The 22,291-nt window shown below is 38.4% G+C and carries 23 protein-coding genes; all 23 read right to left on the reverse strand.

From position 1 onward, the window contains the following. Positions 1-29 precede the first annotated feature (29 nt). Positions 30-341 carry an outer membrane protein assembly factor BamD gene (locus tag J2Z23_RS12100; RefSeq protein ID WP_128738693.1) on the reverse strand — a complete coding sequence of 104 codons (312 nt, stop codon included), beginning with the start codon at positions 339-341 and terminating at the stop codon, positions 30-32. Positions 342-928: 587 nt separating this feature from the next. Further along, on the reverse strand, positions 929-1,360 hold the full coding sequence (gene fabZ, locus J2Z23_RS12105; RefSeq protein ID WP_057982586.1) for a 3-hydroxyacyl-ACP dehydratase FabZ: 432 nt from the start codon (positions 1,358-1,360) through the stop codon (positions 929-931). 121 nt (positions 1,361-1,481) lie between these two features. Further along, a complete protein-coding gene (locus tag J2Z23_RS12110; RefSeq protein WP_057982588.1) occupies positions 1,482-1,778 on the reverse strand; it encodes a DNA-directed RNA polymerase subunit beta in 297 nt (98 codons plus the stop codon). Between the two features lie 147 nt (positions 1,779-1,925). Next, positions 1,926-2,747 (reverse strand): flagellar hook-basal body protein, encoded by an 822-nt coding sequence (locus J2Z23_RS12115; protein ID WP_057982596.1) that lies wholly within the window; start codon positions 2,745-2,747, stop codon positions 1,926-1,928. 32 nt (positions 2,748-2,779) lie between these two features. Then, on the reverse strand, positions 2,780-3,565 hold the full coding sequence (locus tag J2Z23_RS12120) for a flagellar hook-basal body protein (protein ID WP_057982598.1): 786 nt from the start codon (positions 3,563-3,565) through the stop codon (positions 2,780-2,782). Positions 3,566-3,639: 74 nt separating this feature from the next. Continuing rightward, positions 3,640-4,641, reverse strand: coding sequence for a rod shape-determining protein (gene mreB, locus J2Z23_RS12125; protein WP_057982600.1), 1,002 nt, complete (start codon positions 4,639-4,641; stop codon positions 3,640-3,642). A 612-nt stretch (positions 4,642-5,253) separates the two neighbouring features. Then, complete coding sequence (gene spoIIID, locus J2Z23_RS12130) at positions 5,254-5,541, reverse strand: sporulation transcriptional regulator SpoIIID (RefSeq protein WP_057982602.1); 288 nt, start codon at positions 5,539-5,541, stop codon at positions 5,254-5,256. Positions 5,542-6,120: 579 nt separating this feature from the next. Then, positions 6,121-7,077, reverse strand: a complete 957-nt coding sequence (locus tag J2Z23_RS12135) for a stage II sporulation protein SpoIIQ (protein WP_338018427.1) — start codon at positions 7,075-7,077, stop codon at positions 6,121-6,123. Positions 7,078-7,740: 663 nt separating this feature from the next. Next, positions 7,741-8,760 (reverse strand): stage II sporulation protein D, encoded by a 1,020-nt coding sequence (gene spoIID, locus J2Z23_RS12140; protein WP_064468834.1) that lies wholly within the window; start codon positions 8,758-8,760, stop codon positions 7,741-7,743. 429 nt (positions 8,761-9,189) lie between these two features. Continuing rightward, positions 9,190-10,500, reverse strand: a complete 1,311-nt coding sequence (murA, locus tag J2Z23_RS12145) for a UDP-N-acetylglucosamine 1-carboxyvinyltransferase (RefSeq protein WP_057982607.1) — start codon at positions 10,498-10,500, stop codon at positions 9,190-9,192. Positions 10,501-10,532: 32 nt separating this feature from the next. After that, positions 10,533-11,243 (reverse strand): YwmB family TATA-box binding protein, encoded by a 711-nt coding sequence (locus J2Z23_RS12150; RefSeq protein ID WP_209974090.1) that lies wholly within the window; start codon positions 11,241-11,243, stop codon positions 10,533-10,535. Between the two features lie 292 nt (positions 11,244-11,535). Continuing rightward, positions 11,536-11,769, reverse strand: coding sequence for a DUF1146 family protein (locus J2Z23_RS12155; RefSeq protein WP_057982611.1), 234 nt, complete (start codon positions 11,767-11,769; stop codon positions 11,536-11,538). Between the two features lie 220 nt (positions 11,770-11,989). Then, positions 11,990-12,391, reverse strand: a complete 402-nt coding sequence (locus J2Z23_RS12160; RefSeq protein WP_057982620.1) for a F0F1 ATP synthase subunit epsilon — start codon at positions 12,389-12,391, stop codon at positions 11,990-11,992. 17 nt (positions 12,392-12,408) lie between these two features. Next, a complete protein-coding gene (atpD, locus tag J2Z23_RS12165; RefSeq protein ID WP_057982624.1) occupies positions 12,409-13,830 on the reverse strand; it encodes a F0F1 ATP synthase subunit beta in 1,422 nt (473 codons plus the stop codon). Positions 13,831-13,876: 46 nt separating this feature from the next. Further along, positions 13,877-14,734: a F0F1 ATP synthase subunit gamma gene (locus tag J2Z23_RS12170; RefSeq protein WP_057982626.1), complete on the reverse strand. Its 858-nt coding sequence runs from the start codon at positions 14,732-14,734 to the stop codon at positions 13,877-13,879. 218 nt (positions 14,735-14,952) lie between these two features. Continuing rightward, positions 14,953-16,461 carry a F0F1 ATP synthase subunit alpha gene (gene atpA, locus J2Z23_RS12175; RefSeq protein WP_057982628.1) on the reverse strand — a complete coding sequence of 503 codons (1,509 nt, stop codon included), beginning with the start codon at positions 16,459-16,461 and terminating at the stop codon, positions 14,953-14,955. Between the two features lie 32 nt (positions 16,462-16,493). Then, on the reverse strand, positions 16,494-17,030 hold the full coding sequence (locus tag J2Z23_RS12180; protein WP_057996011.1) for a F0F1 ATP synthase subunit delta: 537 nt from the start codon (positions 17,028-17,030) through the stop codon (positions 16,494-16,496). 2 nt (positions 17,031-17,032) lie between these two features. Then, entirely contained in the window at positions 17,033-17,560 is a 528-nt protein-coding gene (atpF, locus tag J2Z23_RS12185; protein WP_238482745.1) for a F0F1 ATP synthase subunit B, read from the reverse strand. A 404-nt stretch (positions 17,561-17,964) separates the two neighbouring features. Further along, the gene (gene atpE / locus J2Z23_RS12190) at positions 17,965-18,177 is read right to left on the reverse strand and encodes a F0F1 ATP synthase subunit C (RefSeq protein ID WP_057982634.1); all 213 of its coding nucleotides are present in this window, start codon (positions 18,175-18,177) and stop codon (positions 17,965-17,967) included. Positions 18,178-18,239: 62 nt separating this feature from the next. Next, positions 18,240-18,953, reverse strand: coding sequence for a F0F1 ATP synthase subunit A (atpB, locus tag J2Z23_RS12195; protein WP_057996010.1), 714 nt, complete (start codon positions 18,951-18,953; stop codon positions 18,240-18,242). Between the two features lie 22 nt (positions 18,954-18,975). Then, complete coding sequence (locus J2Z23_RS12200; protein WP_057996009.1) at positions 18,976-19,353, reverse strand: ATP synthase subunit I; 378 nt, start codon at positions 19,351-19,353, stop codon at positions 18,976-18,978. A 435-nt stretch (positions 19,354-19,788) separates the two neighbouring features. Continuing rightward, positions 19,789-20,931, reverse strand: coding sequence for a non-hydrolyzing UDP-N-acetylglucosamine 2-epimerase (gene wecB / locus J2Z23_RS12205; RefSeq protein WP_057982640.1), 1,143 nt, complete (start codon positions 20,929-20,931; stop codon positions 19,789-19,791). 394 nt (positions 20,932-21,325) lie between these two features. Then, positions 21,326-21,955: a uracil phosphoribosyltransferase gene (gene upp / locus J2Z23_RS12210; protein ID WP_057982642.1), complete on the reverse strand. Its 630-nt coding sequence runs from the start codon at positions 21,953-21,955 to the stop codon at positions 21,326-21,328. Positions 21,956-22,291 lie beyond the last annotated feature (336 nt).

The raw sequence follows: 22,291 nt of genomic DNA on the forward strand, positions 1-22,291 counted from the left end.
CCAAAAGAAAAAGCAGGGATTTCCCCTGCTTATTTCCTGTCATCGTCTTTATTGTTATCATCAGTCATATCATTATTATTAATATTGTCATTACCATCTAAATTGTTATCCATCGTGTCGTTCATATCTGTGTCATTTCCGTCATTATCAATGACACCATCGTCATTGACACCATTATCATTCACTCCATTGTCATTTACACCATTATCGTTGGTTCCATTGTCATTCACTCCATTATCATTCACTGGGGGTGGCGGATTCTGATCATTATCATTATTTGCACACCCTACTAGTAATACGGAAGTGATGGCAGCTGCTCCTAGATACTTTGTCCATTTCATATTCATTTTGGTAAGCTCCTTTCAGATTTGCCCCATATAGGCGGAAATTTTTTGGCTTTGTTATATTCAATAAAATATAACATTGCACTTAGCCTGACATTAGCTTTCCCAAAATCCGTAAAACCTTGCAAAAAACTTTCTTTCATTTTAAATAAGGTGTTTAGCGGATGACTAAAAGAAGATATGTGCTTGTTCCCTATACATACCATATCCTTCTTTTAACTTAATAAAACATTTTCTCTAGACTCAGCTTTCCATTATTCCTCAAATGGATGGCTTCTTAATAATTGTAAGTTTTACAATCACAAATACAGTGGAGAGTTATCGCTGAGTAGAAGGGTTGCAGCAAAAATTAGCTTGTGTATTAGAGTACAATGGAATCATTAGGAGAGTTACAATCACTTCAATCATTACACCGATATATAGAATACCCCATTTTAAAGTAATTATTTCCTTTCTAGAAGGAAAAGCTGATAGGTCTCGCTTAATAAAATATGTCTCGAATAAATGGACTCCCGCGAATTAGCAAAAAATTACCCTTTAATATAAAAAGCTGACATGCTTATGTGCATTGTCAGCTTCCACTATTATTTCACTTTCTGAATTGCAAACATGATTTCTGCTTCACAAACTAGTTCATCTTCTACAGTTGCCTTAACATTCGCTTTTGCGATCGAACCTCGCATACGCGTAATTTCTGCTTCAAGTCTTAATTGATCTCCAGGTATAACTTGCCGTTTAAAACGACACTTATCAATACCAGCAAATAGGCCGAGTTTCCCTTCATTTTCTGAAGTTTGCATCATAGCTATACCACTTGTTTGTGCCAATGCCTCTACAATAAGAACGCCTGGCATGACAGGATATTCAGGAAAATGTCCATTGAAAAAAGGTTCATTTGCAGTCACATTTTTTATTGCAACAGCCTTTTTACCTGCTTCTACTTCTAAAACTCGGTCAACTAATAAAAAAGGATAGCGATGAGGAATGGTTTCCTTAATTTGTTGAATATCCAACATTCGTCCTCTCCTTCCGATTCAATAATCTATGTAAAAAAATACCAATGCGCACAACTAAGTACGAACAGTCGCCCCAAGATCCTGGATCAGATCTTGAGGACCTCATGTTTGGAGCTTTCTACTATTTATCTTCTTTTACTAAGTCAATAATATGGGTCCAAGTTTCTTTTTTAAAAACATCCTTAGCCTTACCATCGCCCATGACTCCGTAACCGACCATTAATCCACCCGCAAGGCTAGCCGAAAAAAGGATAATAATTAAAATCAAGCGAAGCCAAATAGGAATAAGCCTAATGCGTACTCGTCTGTTAGACTGTTTCTCTTCTGAAGTTGCTTGTTTTTTAATCTTTTTTCCTTGTTCTTTCATTTTCACTTTTTCTCTTGACTGGACTTTCTCTTGGCTGATTTGATTGGCCATCTTGCGATAAACTCCTTTGTTTTAATCATTTGCCATGATTTAAAACGAAAAATTTACTTGCTAACATCTTTAGTGAGGGGCAATCCTCACACAAATCTGTGAAAGATTTGTCCATTGGAATAAAAGTTCACTTTATCATATCATATTTTAACGAATATTGTTGATAATTCCCAACATTTGGTCTGATATAGAAATTGATCTAGATTGAAATTGCAAAGCGCGTTGGACCATCGTCATATTCGATAACTCAACACCGATATCTACATTTGAGTTTTCAAGGGTTTGTTGTTGCATCTCAATATTTCCTCTAAGACCAGCACCAGTTGTTAAATCTGTATAGATCTCTTCAGCCTCAACATTCGGATCATCAGGCAGACCAAGTAATGAATCCCCTTTTTGTTCAAGTAATTGTGGTTTCTTTACTTCAATAACCCCCAATTGTATCGGGTTTGCTAACCCTTCTGCCGTTAACTGGCCATGATCATTGATTTGAATATTGCTGATTTCATTGGGCAAGGTAATGCGATTATTATTCTCATCAAGAATAGGGTTGCCATCTTGGGTTACAAGCTGAAGCCCTTGTTGATTATCAAGAGGCATAAGATACAATGCACCATTCCTAGTGAATCTGAGTGCATCGTCATCAGATACCTTCAAAAACTGCTTTGGACTAGTAAATGCTATATCCAAAGGACGGTCAGTTGTCTTTAATGATCCTTGTGCCAAGTTTATCGGCAACTTTGTTAGTCGAGCTCCTACTCCTTGGCGAATCTCAAAGGGTGTCACTCTTCCAATTTCTTTCTCTTCTGAAGACTGATTATTAATAGATTGAACCATTAACTCAGCAAATGAAGCATTTTGAGTTTTAAACCCTGTTGTTTGTGAGTTACTGATATTATGACTGATTAGATCAAATTGTTTCTGTAATTGATTCATTGTATTTACTGCCGTTGTCATCATATGACTCATCTAAGACCCCTCCTTAGCACTCAAATCCGCTATTATCCATTCACTTTGCCAACTTCATTCACGGCTTTATCTAGGCTTCTGTCGTAGGCTTGTACAATTTTCTGATTGGCCTCAAAGGATCGATAGGCACTAAGCATCTCTGTCATTGCCCGAGACGGGTCTACATTCGATCGCTCATAAAAACCTTGCGTAACAGTAAAGGGTTCTTGATCCGCAAATGGGAGCTCTTCTGCCCCTTCTTCTATACGTAATAAGCTATTTCCTTCTTGTATTAGTCCTAGAGGGTCTGCGGCAATTGCAATTCCTAACTGTGCAACTTGATTATCATTTTCCATGATCGCTCCGTCTGATGTCACGGTAAATTGATCACTTTCTAATGTAATTTGGTTACCTTGTCTGTCCAGTATAGGGAACCCGTCTGTCGTTGTTAATAAACCTTCTTCATTTAGAACCAAGCGCCCGTTACGTGTATACTTGATTTGATCTTGATCTTCAACTGTAAAAAACACGGTACCATTGGGACCATTTGTAAGAGCTAAATCAGTATTTTGATTGGTTTGATACAGGTCACCCTGTACATACCTTGGCATTGTTTCCTGCATATAGACGCCAGTATTAATCGATCCCACTTCTGTAGGTATATTAGGAGTTTCCATGCCACCCACTTTTTGCAGAAGCATTTCTGGAAATGCCCGCATAGCGGATTGGCTCTCTTTATAGCCTGGGGTATTCATATTGGCTAGATTATTCGTAATTAAATCTGTCTTGCGTTGCTGTGCGTACATACCGGAAGCAGCTGCTGATAATCCTCTTAACATATAAACCTTCACGCACCTTTATTCATTTTTGCATTTTTATCTGTTATTTCTTATATCGGCATCCTTTAAATAAGTTAAATAATCGATCTGCGTGTTACAAGATCTATATTTTTAAGCATAATGCCAGTTCCCATTGCTACTGCATCCATCGGATGTTCTGCAATCAGTACAGGTACCTTTAATTCTTCGGCTAACAGTTGATCCATTCCATGGAGAAGGGCCCCTCCTCCAGTTAACATAATTCCTCTATCAATAATATCAGCTGATAACTCTGGTGGAGTTTTTTCTAAAACCATTTTAGCCGATTGAACAATCGTTTCTACAGGTTCATGAAGGGCTTCTTCTACTTCTTTGGAATGAATTGTAATGGTTCTTGGAAGTCCTGAAACCATATCACGGCCGCGTATATCCATTTCTTCGTTGCGGGAGCCTGGGAATACAGTTCCGATATTAATTTTAATATTTTCAGCCGTACGCTCACCAATTAATAATTTATACTGTTTTTTTACGTAATTTAATATTTCTTGATCAAATTTATCCCCGGCCATTTTGATTGAAGAGGATGTTACAATGTCCCCCATTGATAGAACTGCAATATCTGCCGTTCCACCACCAATATCTACCACCATATTCCCACTAGGTTGGAAAATATCCATTCCTGCACCAATTGCCGCTACTTTCGGTTCCTCCTCAAGAAAAACCTTTTTACCACCACTTTTTTCTGCAGCTTCCCTAATGGCTTTTTGTTCAACACTCGTAATATTTGTTGGACAACATACTAAGATCCTTGGCTTTGAAAGAAAACCTTTTACATTCAGTTTATGTATAAAATGTTTAAGCATCGTTTCAGTAACATCAAAATCGGCAATGACCCCATCTTTTAACGGGCGAATAGCCATAATATTTCCCGGCGTTCTTCCGACCATTTGCCTAGCTTCTTCCCCAACTGCTAACACTCTATTTTGATTACGATCAATTGCAACCACAGACGGCTCATTTAGGACGATTCCTTGTCCTTTTACATGAATTAATACATTTGCTGTTCCTAAATCGATCCCGATATCCTTTGCAAACATCCTATTCCCTTCTTTCTATTTTCAATCCCTTAAAGGTTGTTCAAAAAGTTCGGTAAAAATGACACTGCGAATTTCTTCGTTAGCTTGCTTCTCCGCTGCTCATGTATCTAAGTGCATACATTCCGCTGCTCGAAGACTGCGCCGCCTCGAACTTCTTGGTCCTTTTTATCCTCCTTTTTGAACACGCACTTGTATGGGCTATTTGTCATTTGTCATTTATAATTTTTCAAATTACTGCCTAAAAAAAGCAGATTAAGTTCCTATTTTACGGTGATATATACCGTTGGAATTTGTCATGGAGTAAACAGGTAAAAAGTCTCACCATATAATATTCCCTAATTGTTTATTTTACCACAAACCTTTTATGAATACGTATGATTTTGGAAATAATTCAGCTAAATTTTACTTAATATTTAAAGTTTATAGAACGAATTATTTAAATCTCAAATTATCTAAGAAAAAGCATCTCTACAGCAGATTTTTATCGATTAGGGTGAATAGGAAACATCTTAATTTATAAAAGAAGGTGTCTAAGAAAAAGAATAGTGCAGGTGGAGAAAAATAATATCTGCTCTCCACCTGCACTATTCTAAAACTTAATGAACATTAGACTTACTTAATGGCCTCCATCTTTGGTTGCTCTTCTTTTTCATCTTCCTTTTTATACTTTTGCCTTGTTGCCTCTCCTCCTCGTAAATGTCTAATCGATTTATGGTACTCTAATATTGTCTTCACTTCATTTGCTAAATCAGGATTAATATCTGGCAGTCTTTCTGTTAAATCTTTATGCACAGTGCTCTTTGATACTCCAAATTCCTTCGCAATGACACGAACTGTTTTTCTTGTCTCCACGATATATTTACCAATCTTGATTGTTCGCTCTTTGATGTAATCGTGCACACCTCTCGCCCTCCCCAATTTGGATGTGAGGAGTGTGAAATGAGACTCGTCTTTTTTTTATATCATTTCTACATCTACTCGCGCTAGGTTAATCTCACCCTTTTCGCAACTGGTATTTGTTTAGTGAATTTTTTATTTGAAAGCCTTCTCTTTTTCTGGACCTAAGCATGTCTTTAACGAAATGTGGATGCCAATGAACGATCACTCACCTCAAACACTCACAATGTTTTGTACAGTTTGTATATACTTATTGGCTTATTGGAAAATATATGCCTAAATTCGTATTATTCATAAGCTTAAGCTCTTTGAGTAAGAAAACGAGAGGAGCATATCTATGATCGCATGCCATTTCTAATCGACCGCAATTCTTGCTATATTTAGTAATAAAATAAAAAATAATGCTATTATTTCCCGAGAAATGACAGTTTAATAAAAATAGATCTATATTATTTCCTTTTGGAAAACAATTTTCATAGCAAAAATGAACTAGAACTAGAAAAGGATCGCGGATTTTTAAACTGGGGAAATTCTTTTAAAAAAAGACGAACCCGAAAGATTCGGATTCGCCTTTTTTATAAGTTACTCTTGAATTTCTAAATTTGAAGTTTCTTCCATTGTCTCATCTTCAGTATTCGTTTGATTGTCTTTCATGGTTTCGTCTTCAGTGTTTGTCTGATCGTCTTTCATGGTTTCATCTTCGGCATTCGTCTGATCATCTTTCATTGTCTTATCAGTGTCTTCCAAATTAGAACCCGTTTGACTTTCAGATTCCGTTTCTTCATTCATTTGTGAGCTTTCATCTGCTTGGTCTTTTTCCTGCATTTCGACCTGAGACTCTTTTTCAAGCGAAGAAACTGGTTGTCCAAAATAGCTTTGAGGGTTTACAGCCTGATTGTCTTTTCTAATTTCAAAATGCAAATGTGTTTTTGCATCTTTATTTAGTTGACTGGTTCCAGATGTTGCAAGTGGATCTCCTTGCTTAACAAAGTCACCTACTTGAACTTTAATATCCTTTACAGATTGATATATAGTAGTAACCCCTTTGTCATGGTCAATTTCTATGACATTTCCTAGCAAAGAATCGTTGCGTACAGCCGTAACTTTACCACTTAAAGCTGCAAGAACTTCAAATTCTTTCTTATCCTTTGTCGCAATATCGACTCCTAGATTAGGATGATACTTGTTTCCATCCACAATAAGTGCTGCTTCCTGTTCTTCTTCAGATGCATTAATATCAAAAAATTCCGTGATGTACTCCACATCATCCACATTTGCTACAGGCACATCCACATTTTCAAGTGACTGGTTAACCTCTACTGCATCTTCGTTATTGTTGCTACCTAGCAAATCATCTGAATTATTTTCTGTCACACTTGGCGGATCAGCCACATCTTTATTCCCCGCCTGGAACCAGAAAATCCCAGATATAATCAAGGCTGCACTGGCAAGATAAATTGCTGGATATACCCACCGCTTTTTTAGGACTTTTTTCCATTGAGAAGATTGATTCTTTTCTTCCTCTCTCATTTTCATCACCTCTGTCAATCATTCTGAACAGGAAATGAAGATAATATACTTGTCCTAAAGAATTTATCCAGTTATTTTTCGACAAAACTAAATTTTTATGCATAAAATTATCAAATTGGGTGAATTTACCAATTTATACTGCCTATTTAGTTTTTTTCTTTGCACCCTCATCCTTTTCTCAGCTTTCCGACTGGGGGCAGCTACTTTTTCAAGTCGAATGGTCCCTTTTCGCCTACTGCTTTTACACAATAAATGTAAGAGCATAGGGAATAATCGTGGTGCAATGACTGACAAGTTTCCTCTCTTCAACTCAAAGAACGTGACGGTCGAGATCCTTATCCTTGCGATTTTTTCCCCTCGGCCACACAATTAACGTAGGGCACACGAGCAACACCTTTGCGTTTTGCATTCGACCTCACCATTACCGTAACGAGTGAGAACATCCTCCTTGCGATTTTCCCTCGGCCACACAATTAACGTGAGGCTCACGAGCAATTCCCTTGCGTTTTGCATCCGATCACACAATTGAACGCTAGGGTCGGGAACAGCACCCTTGCGTTTTGCAATCCCCCAAACAATTAACGTGAGGGCGACAAATGCGCCCTCACGTTAATTGTTTGGATTTTTTTGTTTTCACAGCTAAACCAGATTTAAGCCCATTTAAAACAACTTCTAGGAGTTAAATGCGAGTTGTTTATCAAATAATTGGTTTGCCTCAGATATATGGATATCATGATAATAATGTTGAACAATATCTCGATAGTTCTTCCCAGCTTGTGCCATTCCATTGGCACCATATTGGCTCATTCCCACACCGTGTCCATACCCTTTTGTTGTAATGGTAATGGAATCACCTTCTCGGACCCACCGGAAGTCAGTTGAACGAAGATCGAGTTTTTCTCTTATTTCCCGTCCAGAAAATGTCTTATCCGCAATTTGCACTGTCGCTACTTTATTACCTGAAGTCTTGCTCGTAATCTTTCCGACTTCCTTTTGAGAGCCAATACTTACACCTAGAAGGTTTTCAAACTCCTTAACTGGGATTTTCTTCTCACTCTCAAAATTAGGTGCTTTACTATCCCATGGACTTTCTACGCTTTTCAGATAAGGGATTTTGTCTTTCCAATACTCTTCTGCATTCTCTGTGTATCCATTACTTGTTGAAAAGAAGGAAGCTGTGATCGGTTTATCTTTGTAAGTAAGAATTTCTCCCTTTGTCGCTTGAACAGCTTCTGAAACCTTTTTATATTTCCAATCAAAGTCTTTGCCCCATAGCTCTTTCAACTCATCTTGATTTTTAAATACCTGATGGGTGACTGTATCAGTTATATTTGCTCCTTCCGGAACAGAATTGTCATCTGTTTGCAGTAAAAAGTTCACTACATAGGTCCTTGCCGCTAAGGCTTGCGCTTTAAGAGCTTCTACCTCAAAGTCAGCAGGCATCTCCACCGCTACCACACCAGTAACATATTCCTCTAACGGAAAGGTTTCAATTTCTTTTGATTCACTTCGAAACACAGCTACATCTGGCTCCGGAACCTCCGATGTTTCTTTTTTAGGAGATTCAACTTTTGCCTTTTCCTGAACTACGGCTTTTTCGTCCTTTGAAAATAACACGAGTAAGGAGGGGATGATGAATGTTAGAGTAATTAAAAGTGTAGCAGAAATAAGAATGGGCTTGATTGATTTCATTTGCCTTTCCTCCATATCCATATTTTTAAGAAAAGCGCTGCACCCGACTGACTTAAGAATGAACGGCAAAGTTGATCGCTTTCGCGTGTCTTCGTCGTCCTCGCCAATAATTTATTGCTTTTGTACACTTTTTATAAAGTTTACTGTATATAGCCAAAAAGGCTATTCTATGTAACTTACATAAGCAGGTACCAAAGGTTTGCTGGGTACAAGAGCTAAACTGAACACGTATCTTATCTCTGTGTTCTTCTCCATATATATGGGCTAGGACAAGCTTTTATGTCTATAAGAAAATAGCTAAATTTTATGTAAACCATCTAATGATTATGTGAATTGCCAAGTCGTTAATCTAAAACAGTTGATACAAATAAACCTGAATCCATGAGAAAGAAATAATTCTCAAGGGTTCAGGTTTTATTGTATTTAATGTTATGAGATTTCCGTCACATTTCCGGGAATAACTTCTTCTTGTTTTACATTTACCTCATCCGTAACTCTTTCAATATCTGCACCAAGAGCACGCAATTTCAAATGGAAGTCTAAATAACCACGATCTAAATGATATAAATCAGTGACACGAGTATATCCGTCAGCCGCAAGACCACCCAAAATCAACGCTGCTGCTGCACGAAGGTCTGTTGCAGAAACTTCTGCACCTTGCAATTGGCATGGACCTGTAATGATTACAGATCGACCTTCAATTTTAATATCAGCATTCATTCTTCGAAACTCTTCCACATGCATATACCGATTTTCAAATACTGTTTCCGTAATAAGTCCTGTGCCTTCCGCACACAAAAGTAATGCCATAATCTGCGACTGCATATCTGTCGGAAATCCTGGATGTGGCATTGTTTTGATATCAACAGCCTTTAGGCGGTCTGGTCCGATAACACGAATACCGTTTGCTTCCTCGATAATCGTAACATTCATTTCCTCCAATTTCGCAATAACGGAAGATAAATGTTCTGGAACAGCTCCCTCGATAAAGACATTTCCACCTGTAATGGCGGCAGCTGCCATGAAAGTACCTGCCTCAATTCTGTCAGGTATAATCGTATGGTCAGCACCATAAACCTTTTCGACACCTTCAATACGGATTGTACCAGTTCCCGCACCTTTCACATGAGCTCCCATTTTATTGAGGAAATTTGCTAGATCGACAATTTCCGGTTCTTTTGCACAGTTCTCAATAATGGTTTCTCCCTTTGCCAACACAGCTGCAGTCATAATATTTTGTGTAGCTCCAACACTTGGGAAGTCTAAATAGATTTTTGCTCCCGTTAAACGATCAGCTGTCGCTTCAATAAAACCGTTATCCACCTTTACCTTGGCGCCCATTGCTTCGAAGCCTTTTAGGTGAAGGTCAATTGGTCTAGATCCAATGGCACAGCCTCCTGGCAAAGCGACACGTGCTTTACCAATTCTCCCCAATAATGGTCCCATTACCTGTACTGATGCTCGCATTTTACGCATATATTCAAATGGAGCCTCAATATTTAGATTATCCGTGGCATTCACTGTAATGATTTTATCTTCAAATTCTACATTAGCATTGAGATGGCGTAATACTTCGCCAATCGTATATACATCGGAGAGAGATGGAACATCCCGAATGATGCTTTTTCCCTCACTTGCTAATAATGATGCGGCGATCACAGGAAGAACAGCATTTTTTGCTCCTTCTACTTTTACTGTGCCATTCAATCTGTTACCGCCGCGGACGATGATTTTTTCCAAGAGAATTCCCCTCCGCGTCCGTAGTCTTTATATTAATATTCAATCGTCAAGATGGGTGTGCCGATCACTAAAGTCGTTCCATTGCCTAATTCACTGTTTCTTAAACCCAGTTGTATATTCATTTGTTGATCCGTTAATGCTAAAGTTTGGGTAAAAAGAGAGGAATATGCTGAAACAGATCGAAAGTTATGTTCCGTAATTGATTCAATTTCTTTTGCTTGTAAAGATTGCATTATATTATTTAAAGATTGCTCGGTAAATTCATTGATTTTATTATTGAATTCGCCTTTAATACAAGAGAACAAAGTTGGTTCACCATTAAAAAGGGTATCCATACGACGGCTAGCCATTTTCGAAGCTTGCAACCCAGTTTCTTCGTCCCAGTAAGTTCCAGTTAGCTCGTATGAAATAAATGGAGTATTTGTATGTTGGTTGTTCATAACCTGAATAGTTTCACTATATGTACCTTTGTTTACGGAACCTATCAAAGAATCCTCTTTAACAGTCCATTCCATTTCTGGATACTGAAGTACGTATTGATCCATATCCAAATGCTGAACAGATTCTCTTGCATACAGAGACCATTCAATAATTGTTCCATCTGCTTTTTCAACTGAATTCGCTAATTGTTGAAGATCCTCTATATTTGTCTTCGCACTCAACTTATTCCCATTAAAAATTAAATTGAAACAAATAGCAAAAAATCCAGTCAGAATTAAAACTTTATAAATGTTTGTTTTCATGTTCCATTCCCCCTCAATACCATTGTTTCCTTTAGGGGGAAAGTCATACAAATAATATAACGCAAGATCAGACGAAAATTGACCTCTGAATGCGACAAAATTCGCACGCATCATTACACATATTATACAAAAGATCCCGTTTTGCAAACAGGTAAAAAGAACCATTATGCAATTAAATTATTTACTTGTTAATAATTGGACATATTTCAAGAGTTCATTTTGCTATTATGCAAATTTATACAATTCAAATCCATCGTAACCTAGGAGCTATGAGGATTAATAGATTGGCATACTAAAAGAGAAGCTGTATTTGCTTTGACCAATCCAAGTAATCAAGGAAAAAGTTACTAACTGTTGAGCCAATCACAATTGTTAAAAGGACATACAATAATCTTGCCTGAAAGACACGATTACCTCTAAGTAATTTATCAAAATGAAGAGCTTGTAAGGCAATAAACGCTATACCTATAAAAAACAAATGCGAAAATATATTAATCAACGCCTGTTGTCCTAAATTCTCAAGCAAATAAAAACACCTCCATTATTTGACAATCTATAAGTCAAGGCGCAACATCTTGTTATACCATGGTCCTGACCCATATCGTTTTAGCCTATTGCTCTTGCTGTTATTTGTCCATTCCGTGTAGCATGTCCTGTTCTGACTTACATACATCCCTATCGGCTTAAAAACGAACACCCTCTAATCAAACGATCAGAAGGTGTTAGATTATCTTTACTGCGCACTATTAATGATGTTTATAAACATCTATACGATTCATTGCTCTCTTCAATGCTAACTGTGCACGCTTAAAGTCCACATCATCTTGGCTTCCTTGTAAGCGGCTTTCAGCACGCTTCTTAGCTTCCTCCGCACGGGCAATATCGATGCTATCAGCTTTTTCAGCCGTTTGCGCTAATATCGTAACTTTCTCTTGTTGAACTTCAACGAAACCGCCATTGACCGCAACAAATTCTGTTTCAGTGCCTTTATTGAGGCGAACGGCACCAATCTGTAAGGGCGCAACCATCGGAATATGACCAGGAAGGATCCCTAGCTCTCCGGATTCTGCCTTTGTGGTGATCATCTCTACATCGCCATCAAAAACTGGGCCATCGGGAGTGACAATATGAACTTGTAATGTCTTCATAACTTTCCCTCCCTATATTAAACTTCTGCACCCATTTCTTGTGCTTTCTTAATCGCATCTTCAATTCCTCCAACAAGACGGAATGCATCTTCAGGAAGATGATCATATTTACCTTCTAACAATTCCTTAAAGCCTTTTACAGTATCTTGAACAGGAACATATGAACCTGGTTGTCCAGTAAATTGTTCCGCAACATGGAAGTTTTGTGATAAGAAGAATTGAATTCTTCTAGCACGGGCAACAATCAATTTATCCTCATCTGACAATTCATCCATCCCTAGGATCGCAATAATATCTTGCAACTCACGGTAACGTTGAAGAGTTTGCTGAACTTGACGTGCTACTTCATAATGCTCTTCCCCAACAATTTCAGGAGAAAGGGCACGTGAAGTAGATGCAAGTGGGTCTACCGCAGGATAAATCCCCATTTCAGAAAGTTTCCGCTCTAAGTTTGTTGTTGCATCTAAGTGAGCAAACGTTGTTGCAGGGGCCGGGTCAGTATAGTCATCCGCTGGAACATAAATGGCTTGAATGGATGTTACAGAACCCACATTTGTTGATGTGATACGTTCTTGCAATTGTCCCATTTCGGTTGCCAATGTAGGTTGATAACCAACCGCCGATGGCATACGACCTAGAAGGGCTGATACTTCAGATCCTGCTTGAGTAAAACGGAAAATATTATCGATAAAGAACAGAACATCTTGTCCTTGTTCATCACGGAAATATTCGGCCATCGTTAGACCTGTTAGAGCTACACGCATACGTGCGCCTGGTGGCTCGTTCATTTGCCCGAAAACCATGGCTGTTTTATTAATAACACCGGAGTCCTTCATTTCGTAGTAAAGGTCATTACCTTCCCTTGTACGTTCTCCAACTCCTGCAAACACAGAGATTCCTCCATGCTCTTGTGCAATATTATTAATAAGTTCCTGGATTAAAACAGTCTTTCCTACTCCCGCTCCACCGAATAGACCAATTTTTCCACCTTTAATATAAGGGGCCAGTAGGTCAACTACTTTAATTCCAGTTTCAAGAATTTCAACCTCTGTTGATAATTGGTCAAACTTTGGTGCATCACGGTGAATTGGGTCCCGGCGTGTATCACTACCAAGGGCTTCATCAAGATCGATATTTTCCCCTAATACGTTGAAAACTCGTCCAAGTGTTACATCACCAACAGGTACTGAAATAGCTGCACCAGTGTTAATGACTTCCATACCACGCTGCACTCCATCTGTTGATGCCATGGCAATTGTGCGAACAGCGTCATCGCCTAGATGAAGGGCTACTTCCAATGTTAAATCAATATTCACTTCAGATTCTGTCCGCGCTTTATACGACACTTTAAGCGCATTATAGATGTCAGGGAGCTGGCCGCTTGGAAATTTTACATCCACGACCGGTCCCATTACTTGTAGAACCTGTCCATTGTTCATCCTTACCCCTCCTACCTGGGTTCACTAAAATTTAAAACATTTACGATTATTCTAAAGCAGCTGCTCCACCAACGATTTCAGTAATCTCTTGTGTAATCATCGCTTGGCGAGCTCGGTTATAAGATAATGTTAGCTCATCAATCAGATCAGAAGCATTGTCTGTAGCACTCTTCATAGCTGTCATTGTTGCTGCATGTTCACTAGCTTTAGCATCAAGAAGTGCTCCATAGATTAAACTCTCAGCATACTGAGGAAGCAATATTTCCAAAATGGCCTCGGGTGATGGTTCATATTCATATGACATCAATTTTGTAGAAGTGGCAATCTCGTTTAGTGGAAGAATTTTCTTGGCCGTTACTTCCTGGGTCATGGCACTAACAAAATGATTATAATACATATATAACTCATCAAAGGTTCCATCAGAGAACATTGCAACTGTTTTATTTGTAATCTCCATTATATCGGAAAAATTCGGTTGATCTGGCAATCCATTGATCTCCAAAACAACATTCATATCATTTTTCAGGAAAAAATCTCGTCCCATACGTCCGATCGCGATAATGGCATATTCATCCTTTGATTTATGGCGCTCTTGAATTTTAGTATTAACAGCACGCAAAATACTACTATTGTAAGCACCACATAATCCGCGATCACCTGTAATGACTAAATAGCCAGTTTTTTTCACTGGACGCGATTCTAACATTGGGTGGGTCACATCACTACTACCTAAAGCAATACTAGCTACCACTTCCTGTATTTTTTCCATGTAAGGAACAAATGACTTTGCATTCATCTCTGCACGGTTAAGTTTAGCAGCAGCAACCATTTGCATTGCCTTTGTAATATGACTCGTTTTTTGTGTAGAGGTAATGCGAGATTTTATATCCCGTAAGGAGGCCATCTAAATTCACCATCCTTTCCCAGTATTTTAGACTCATACATAAATGGAACGCATTTTAATGAAAGTGCAAGGCGTTTGTTTTCGCAATGTCAATCGCAACACCGTAGCCCCTAACACCTGGAACCATAATCGAACATTTGTTCAAAATTTCACTCTCTTCCTTAGAAAAAATGCATTCCACTTATGTTCAGAGTCGTTCCCTTAAATTAAGTATATCGTTATTCGCTTTTAGCAAATGTTTTCTTAAATGTGTTGATGGCATCTGCCATTTTCTGATCATCTGGAAGAACTCCAGTCGTACGGATTTCTTCTAAAAGTTCTGCACGGTTATGATCCATCCAAGCAGATAACCCATCTTCAAAGCGAAGAATATCATGAACTGGGATATCGTCAAGGAATCCTTTTGTTAGTGCATAAAGGATCATAACTTGTTTTTCAACTTTAATTGGTTTGTTCAAATCCTGTTTCAATACTTCAACTGTACGTTGACCACGTGCTAGTTTATCTTGAGTTGCTTTATCAAGATCTGAGCCAAACTGAGCAAATGATTCAAGTTCACGGAAGGACGCAAGGTCAAGACGCAAAGTTCCCGCAACTTTTCTCATTGCTTTAATTTGTGCAGATCCCCCTACACGCGAAACGGAAAGTCCAGCATTAATCGCAGGTCGTACACCTGAGAAGAACAAATCAGATTGTAAGAAAATTTGTCCATCCGTAATCGAGATTACGTTAGTCGGAATATATGCAGAAATATCGCCTGCTTGTGTTTCAACAAATGGTAAGGCTGTAAGTGAGCCGCCACCTTTTGCATCGCTTAGTTTCGCCGCACGTTCCAATAGACGGGAGTGAAGGTAGAATACATCTCCTGGATATGCTTCACGACCTGGAGGACGGCGAAGCAATAAGGAAAGTTCCCGATAAGCAGCAGCTTGTTTTGAAAGATCATCATATACCACAAGTACATGTTTACCGTTGTACATGAATTCCTCGCCCATTGTTACCCCAGCATAGGCTGCTAAGTATAAAAGCGGGGCAGGTTGTGAAGCAGAAGCTGTAACAACGATCGTATAATCTAATGCTCCATGCTTACGTAAAGTTTCAACTGTTCCACGAACCGTTGATTCCTTTTGACCAATCGCCACATAAACACAGATCATATTTTGGTCACTTTGATTCAAAATCGTATCAATTGCAACTGTTGTTTTCCCTGTTTGGCGGTCCCCAATGATTAATTCACGTTGACCACGACCAATCGGTACAAGGGCATCAATAGCTTTAATTCCTGTTTGTAATGGTTCATCAACAGATTTACGATCCATAACACCTGGTGCAGGAGACTCAATTGGACGAGTTTTCGTTGTATGAATCGGACCTAGTCCATCTACAGGTTGTCCAAGTGGATTCACGACACGACCAATTAATTCTTCCCCAACTGGAACTTCCATAATCCGTCCTGTACGTCTAACTTCATCACCTTCACGAATATCTGTATAAGGACCTAAAATAACAACCCCAACATTCGATTCTTCAAGGTTTTGCGCCATTCCCATGACGCCATTAGAGAATTCAATCAGTTCTCCAGCCATGACATTGTCCAGTCCATATACGCGGGCAATACCATCCCCGACTTCGATGACTGTACCAACATCACTTACTTCCATATCAGCCTGATAATTTTCAATTTGCTTTTTTATCAGCGCACTGATTTCCTCAGCATTGATGCTCATGAATTTCACCCCTCATTTTTCAAAAGACTTCATCAAGTCGTTAATGTTTTCGCAAGACGATCTAATTGCCCACGAAGGCTGCCATCAAAAATACGATTTCCTATACTCACCTTAATGCCACCAAGGAGTTCAGAATCCACAATATTTTCGATGTTTAAAGAACGTCTACCTACTTTTGCTGCAAATGTTGCCGAAATAGCTTCTGTTTCTGATGCTGTTAATGCTCGCACAGAATAAACAGTTGCTTCTGCCACTCCATGATCTTGGTTCGCATATTCAATAAATGAACTTGCCACATCTACTATGTGATCTTGGCGATTCCGATCAATTAGAAGCATAATTGTGTTTACTATACTCGGAGATAACTTAGCAAAAACATCTTTCGCAACATTTTTCTTTTGCTGAATTGTAAGGTTAGGAGAGGAAAGCAGTGTAATAAGATCTGGATTATCTTTCACAGACTTTTTCACTACACGAACTTCTTCTTCCCATTTGTTCACTTGGTTTTGTTCTTTGGCTAGTTGATATAAGGCTAAACCATAGCGTTCAGCAACAACATTTTTGCTCATACTTACTCTCCTGCCCTTTGAACATATTCATCGATAAGTTTTTGCTGATCTTCTTCATTCAATTCTTTTTCAATTACTTTAGAAGCAATCATAACAGACAATGAGGCCACTTGTTCACGCAATGCGGTGATTGCCTGTTCTTTTTCTTGTTCAATTTCAATACGTGCAGATTCTTTCAAACGTTCAGCTTCCTGTTTTGCTAGTTGAACGATTTCCTCACGTTGTACCTCTCCATGTTGTTTGGAGTTTTCAATCATTTCTTGTGCTTCTTGTCGAGCCTGCTTTAATAATTCTTTTTGTTCTTCTAACAGTTTACTGGATTCAACTCGACTTTTTTCTGCCTCTTCAATTTCAGTGGCAATATATTCTTCACGCTTGATCATAACACCCATTAAAGGGCCCCAAGCAACTTTTTTAAGTATGAACAATAGTACTAAGAACGCTATCAAGGTGAAAGCAATATCTCCACCATTAAACGCCTGCCCTAGCACCAAACTTTTTGCAAGCACGGTATGCTTCACTCCCTTCAAAATCAAGGCAATTTACTAAAAGAGTTTTTTCAAAAATCCGATAAAAATACCACTGTAAAACAAATGATACTTCCTATGTCGAAAGTCAGCACTTCCTGATAAAGCTCGTTGGTTCTTAAGTTGACGCCACTACGACCTTTCGACTTATAAGATGTACTAGTCGGTGTTGTTGACAGGACGTCAGCGCCTTTAGCTGACTCGCCCTCTCCACCCTCTATTTTGAACAGACATGATTAAGTACATGATTCAAAGATTCATTCACTTTAAATTTTTGTAAATAAAGCAATGGCGAAGTTTTTAAGTAAGCTTCGCCATTTTCATCTAGTAATGAACTCCGCCAACTCGAAACTAGGCGTCTACTACATCATGTAAATGGACCGCCTCATCGGCAAATGGAGCATCTATTATCTTCCTTGAAGCATAAATGCGATAACGGCACCCATGATTGGAATCGCCTCAACGATACCAACACCGATAAACATTGTTGTTTGAAGCATTCCACGTGCTTCTGGTTGACGTGCCATACCTTCAACTGTTTTAGAAACGATCATACCGTTACCAAGACCTGCTGCTAGAGCTGATAAACCGATTGCGATTGCTGCTGAGATTGCATACATTATTATTTTCCTCCTCGTTTATATAAAAAGATATGTTTTCCGTTATGTATAACGGGTATATATTAATGGTCAGAACTCACTTTATGTGAGATATAAACCATCGTTAACATAGTAAAGATAAAGGCTTGTAGTGCACCTACAAAAATACTAAATCCTTGCCATACCATTAAAGGTATAAAACCACCAATCGTTCCAACGATTCCCGTTGCAGCCATTGTTGCTAATAGCGTAATTAAAACTTCCCCCGCATAGATATTACCGTAAAGACGTAGTCCTAAACTAATTGTGTTGGCCACTTCTTCAATAATTTTAAAAGGAAACATAAATCCCACTGGTCTGAAATAATCCTTACCATACTCCTTGAATCCTTTCATCTTCACACCGTAATAATGTGATAAAGCGATTACCATCGCAGATAATGTTAAGGTTACTACAGGATCAGCTGTTGGTGATTTCCACCAAAGTTCATCTTGGACTATAACAGCCATTGGCAATCCTAGCATATTTGCTACAAAGATAAACATGAGTAACGTGATGCCTAATAGATGAAAGTTTCCACCTGTCTTCCAATCCATATTGCTATTAATAATCCCTTTTACGAAATCCATAATCCATTCCATAAAGTTCTGCATGCCGGTTGGTTTCATTTCTAATTTCCTTGTGGCAATTACAGCGATTAGAATGACAATCAGAGCCGTAACGGTGATCATTAAGACATTGGAAAGGTTAAACGTAAGCCCCGCTAACTTGACTAACGGTGTTCCATGTTCTTCCAAATCAGATTCACCTCTCTTCCCACTACTTTCGGGAGTTGAAAATTTGCTGGACTACAAAATCTATCATAATAACTGCATAAGCAGTCACTATTCCTATTATAACACTTACTAAATGAAAAACATCGGGGAATTTCATTGCTACATAGACCGCTAATATAACAGCTGCCATACGCATCAACATTCCCATACCATAAACCTTTTTCCCCTCTGTGATAGCCAGTCCAAGTTTTATTGTCTTCCGATAAAGATTCCAATGGTTGTAAAGACTTACGGAGGTCCCTAAAATTAGACCCATAAATATAGTTTTATATTCTGTAAATCCCCAACCTAAAAAATAGATGGCTAGGAAATAGAGCATATATTTACAGTGTCTATTAAATACTTGTTGAAGTTCTGACATTTAGATATCTCCCAAAGTCGTAAGCTTGGAGGCTAACCTGTAGAAAAAAACAGCAGTATAGCTAAAGATGATGACCACGAGAAAAACGCTACCTAGATCTCTGCTGTTTTACAGTAAAATGATATAAAGATCGCATTTAACTGAGATTATGATTAGACGAACTACGACATAATGTGCGTATAAGGCATGACCTATTTCGCATAAAACAAACCTCTTTATGTAAGTGGTCCCATCGCTTATATATTACGTGGTTTTGACTGTTTATCCACAGCCTTTTTTAGCATACAATAGCACTATATCAAAGTCAATTGATTTTCTATTAATTTAGTACAGGGGATTTTTATTTTATTCTAAATTCGTTCACATAATTTCCATAAATTTCTTTCCAATTTTCGGCTTTTTATGAGCCTCATTCTAAAAGCCATTTAAAACCATTTATTCAAAGGTATCTGGCCTCACCGAACTTTGATTAAAGTGATATAAAATCGCGTTGCAAATTCTTTCAGATGCGCTCCCATCTCCATAAGGATTAGAAGCATGAGCCATTCTATTATATTCCTCTTGATCCGTGAGCAGTTCATTTGCCAATTGGTAAATTCTCTCTTCTTCTGTTCCCGCCAGTTTAAGAGTCCCCGCTTGAATCCCTTCAGGACGCTCTGTTGTATCTCTAAGTACAAGAACTGGAACCCCAAGAGAAGGTGCCTCTTCCTGAACACCTCCAGAATCAGTCAGAATTAAATCAGCTCGATTTGCGAAATTATGAAAATCAATTACATCTAAAGGTTCAATCAAATGAATGCGATTATGCCCACCTAATATTTCTTCAGCTAATTCTCGAACAAGGGGATTTAAATGGACAGGGTAAACAACTTGTACATCAGGATGCGCTTCTACAATTCTTTTAATCGCCTGAAACATATTTCTCATTGGCGCACCTAAGTTTTCCCGCCTATGAGCCGTCATCAGGATAAGACGATCTTTTCCAATCTTATCAAATACTTTATGATGATACTCATTTTTCACTGTCGTTTGTAAAGCATCAATTGCTGTATTCCCTGTAATAAAAATACTTTCACTACGCTTATTTTCCTGTAATAGATTATCGGCTGACGCCTTTGTTGGCGCAAAATGCAAGTCCGCTAATACACCTGTTAATTGACGATGAATTTCTTCCGGAAACGGCGAAAGTTTATTCCAAGTCCGAAGACCCGCCTCTACATGACCTACCTCTATTTGATTATAAAAGGCAGCTAAGCTAGCAATGAAACTTGTTGATGTATCTCCATGGACGAGAACAATATCTGGTTGCGCTTCTTTCATAATATTATCTAGACCTGCTAACCCCCGGGTGGCAACATCAATTAACGTTTGTCGGTCTTTCATAATATTTAAGTCATAATCAGGGCGGAGAGCAAATATCTCTAAAACTTGGTCCAACATTTGGCGGTGTTGGGCCGTAACTGTCACGATCGATTCAAATTGAGCTGTTCTTTTTTGAAGTTCTAAAACTAACGGAGCCATTTTTATCGCTTCTGGCCTTGTCCCAAAAACGGACATTACTTTGATTTTCTTCTCCATTTGTAAATCACTTCCTTTTCCCAGAACGCTCGAAGCGTGATTAACTTTTATTAAACGGTTTCAAGCGTTTATTTATGATTTTGGATCTGGCTAGCTTTTATGTTTATCCCCATTCATAGTAGTATTAACCCCACCTCAAAGCTTAAAAAATTTGCATAAGCAAAGGTGGGGATGCACTTCCTTCATTCAGTTCCAGTACCTAGTAACAAGCAAATTTACGTTCACGCTGTGAAACACACATTAGTGTGCTCTATTCACCGTGTCAAGATTCATAAATTTGTGTGTGAGCTACTGGTGTGTCACTTAGGCGGTTCCGCAGTAGGGCGAATTTAGCCTGTGTTTAACTTGATTAATGAGGAAAGAAAAGATCCCCACTCTTTCAAATATCAGACTATTATTTTGTTCCAAATAAACGATCCCCTGCATCTCCCAGTCCTGGAATAATATAGCCTTGTTCACTTAATTTTTCGTCTAATCCTGCAATATAAATATCTACGTCTGGGTGGGCTTTTTTCATCTCTTCTACTCCTTCTGGAGCAGCAATAAGACACATAAATTTAATATTTTTTGCACCACGAGTTTTTAACGAATCAACTGCAGCGATAGCTGAACCACCAGTTGCTAGCATTGGATCCACAAGAATTAATTCCCGCTCATGGACATCACTCGGCAATTTCACATAATATTCTACTGGTTTTAGTGTTTGAGGGTCACGATAAAGACCAACATGGCCTACTTTTGCAGCTGGAATAAGATTTAGTATTCCGTCCACCATTCCAATTCCCGCACGAAGGATTGGAATAATCGCTAGTTTCTTTCCAGATATTACCTTAGCTTTCGCAGAAGCTACAGGCGTTTCTACCATAACTTCTTTAAGGGACATTTCTCTCGTAATTTCAAACATCATCAAAGTCGCTACTTCATCCACAAGTTCTCGAAATTCCTTTGTCCCCGTGTTCTTATCCCGAATATATGTAAGTTTATGTTGAATGAGAGGATGATCGAACACATATACTTTGGCCATGGTATCTCTCCTTTAAATTTAAATATTGCCGAACCTATTTGATTTTCACCTTAGCTTCAACAGTCCTTTGATTATTTTACAGAAAAGGGACTAGTAGGGCAAGGGAAATAATTGGAATCTCGAATAGAATCTTTTTACTTAAAAATAGTATGTGCAATTTAGCAAAGTCTAAGACAATAATTGACTGAAGGTCAATGTCAAAAATAGCTATTAAATTTCTCTTAACCGAGTCAATTTCATCATTGCTTATTAATGTTCAATACACGAGCGCTATTGTTAAAGCAGATGAATTGTTAGTCCATGTATTTCCTTAACTTAGTTGATTGGAGCGGAAGG

The sequence above is a fragment of the Lederbergia galactosidilytica genome (assembly GCF_017873565.1).
GTDB classification, from domain to species: domain Bacteria; phylum Bacillota; class Bacilli; order Bacillales; family Bacillaceae_C; genus Lederbergia; species Lederbergia galactosidilytica.

Coding starts and splice junctions, on each gene's coding strand:
- J2Z23_RS12100 (WP_128738693.1), bottom strand. CDS start 341: ATGAAATGGACAAAGTATCTAGGAGCAGCTGCCATCACTTCCGTATTA.
- fabZ (WP_057982586.1), bottom strand. CDS start 1,360: ATGTTGGATATTCAACAAATTAAGGAAACCATTCCTCATCGCTATCCT.
- J2Z23_RS12110 (WP_057982588.1), bottom strand. CDS start 1,778: ATGGCCAATCAAATCAGCCAAGAGAAAGTCCAGTCAAGAGAAAAAGTG.
- J2Z23_RS12115 (WP_057982596.1), bottom strand. CDS start 2,747: ATGAGTCATATGATGACAACGGCAGTAAATACAATGAATCAATTACAG.
- J2Z23_RS12120 (WP_057982598.1), bottom strand. CDS start 3,565: ATGTTAAGAGGATTATCAGCAGCTGCTTCCGGTATGTACGCACAGCAA.
- mreB (WP_057982600.1), bottom strand. CDS start 4,641: ATGTTTGCAAAGGATATCGGGATCGATTTAGGAACAGCAAATGTATTA.
- spoIID (WP_064468834.1), bottom strand. CDS start 8,760: ATGAAATCAATCAAGCCCATTCTTATTTCTGCTACACTTTTAATTACT.
- J2Z23_RS12150 (WP_209974090.1), bottom strand. CDS start 11,243: ATGAAAACAAACATTTATAAAGTTTTAATTCTGACTGGATTTTTTGCT.
- J2Z23_RS12160 (WP_057982620.1), bottom strand. CDS start 12,391: ATGAAGACATTACAAGTTCATATTGTCACTCCCGATGGCCCAGTTTTT.
- atpD (WP_057982624.1), bottom strand. CDS start 13,830: ATGAACAATGGACAGGTTCTACAAGTAATGGGACCGGTCGTGGATGTA.
- J2Z23_RS12170 (WP_057982626.1), bottom strand. CDS start 14,734: ATGGCCTCCTTACGGGATATAAAATCTCGCATTACCTCTACACAAAAA.
- atpA (WP_057982628.1), bottom strand. CDS start 16,461: ATGAGCATCAATGCTGAGGAAATCAGTGCGCTGATAAAAAAGCAAATT.
- J2Z23_RS12180 (WP_057996011.1), bottom strand. CDS start 17,030: ATGAGCAAAAATGTTGTTGCTGAACGCTATGGTTTAGCCTTATATCAA.
- atpE (WP_057982634.1), bottom strand. CDS start 18,177: ATGTATGCAATCTCAGCAGCAATCGCAATCGGTTTATCAGCTCTAGCA.
- J2Z23_RS12200 (WP_057996009.1), bottom strand. CDS start 19,353: ATGTCAGAACTTCAACAAGTATTTAATAGACACTGTAAATATATGCTC.
- wecB (WP_057982640.1), bottom strand. CDS start 20,931: ATGGAGAAGAAAATCAAAGTAATGTCCGTTTTTGGGACAAGGCCAGAA.
- upp (WP_057982642.1), bottom strand. CDS start 21,955: ATGGCCAAAGTATATGTGTTCGATCATCCTCTCATTCAACATAAACTT.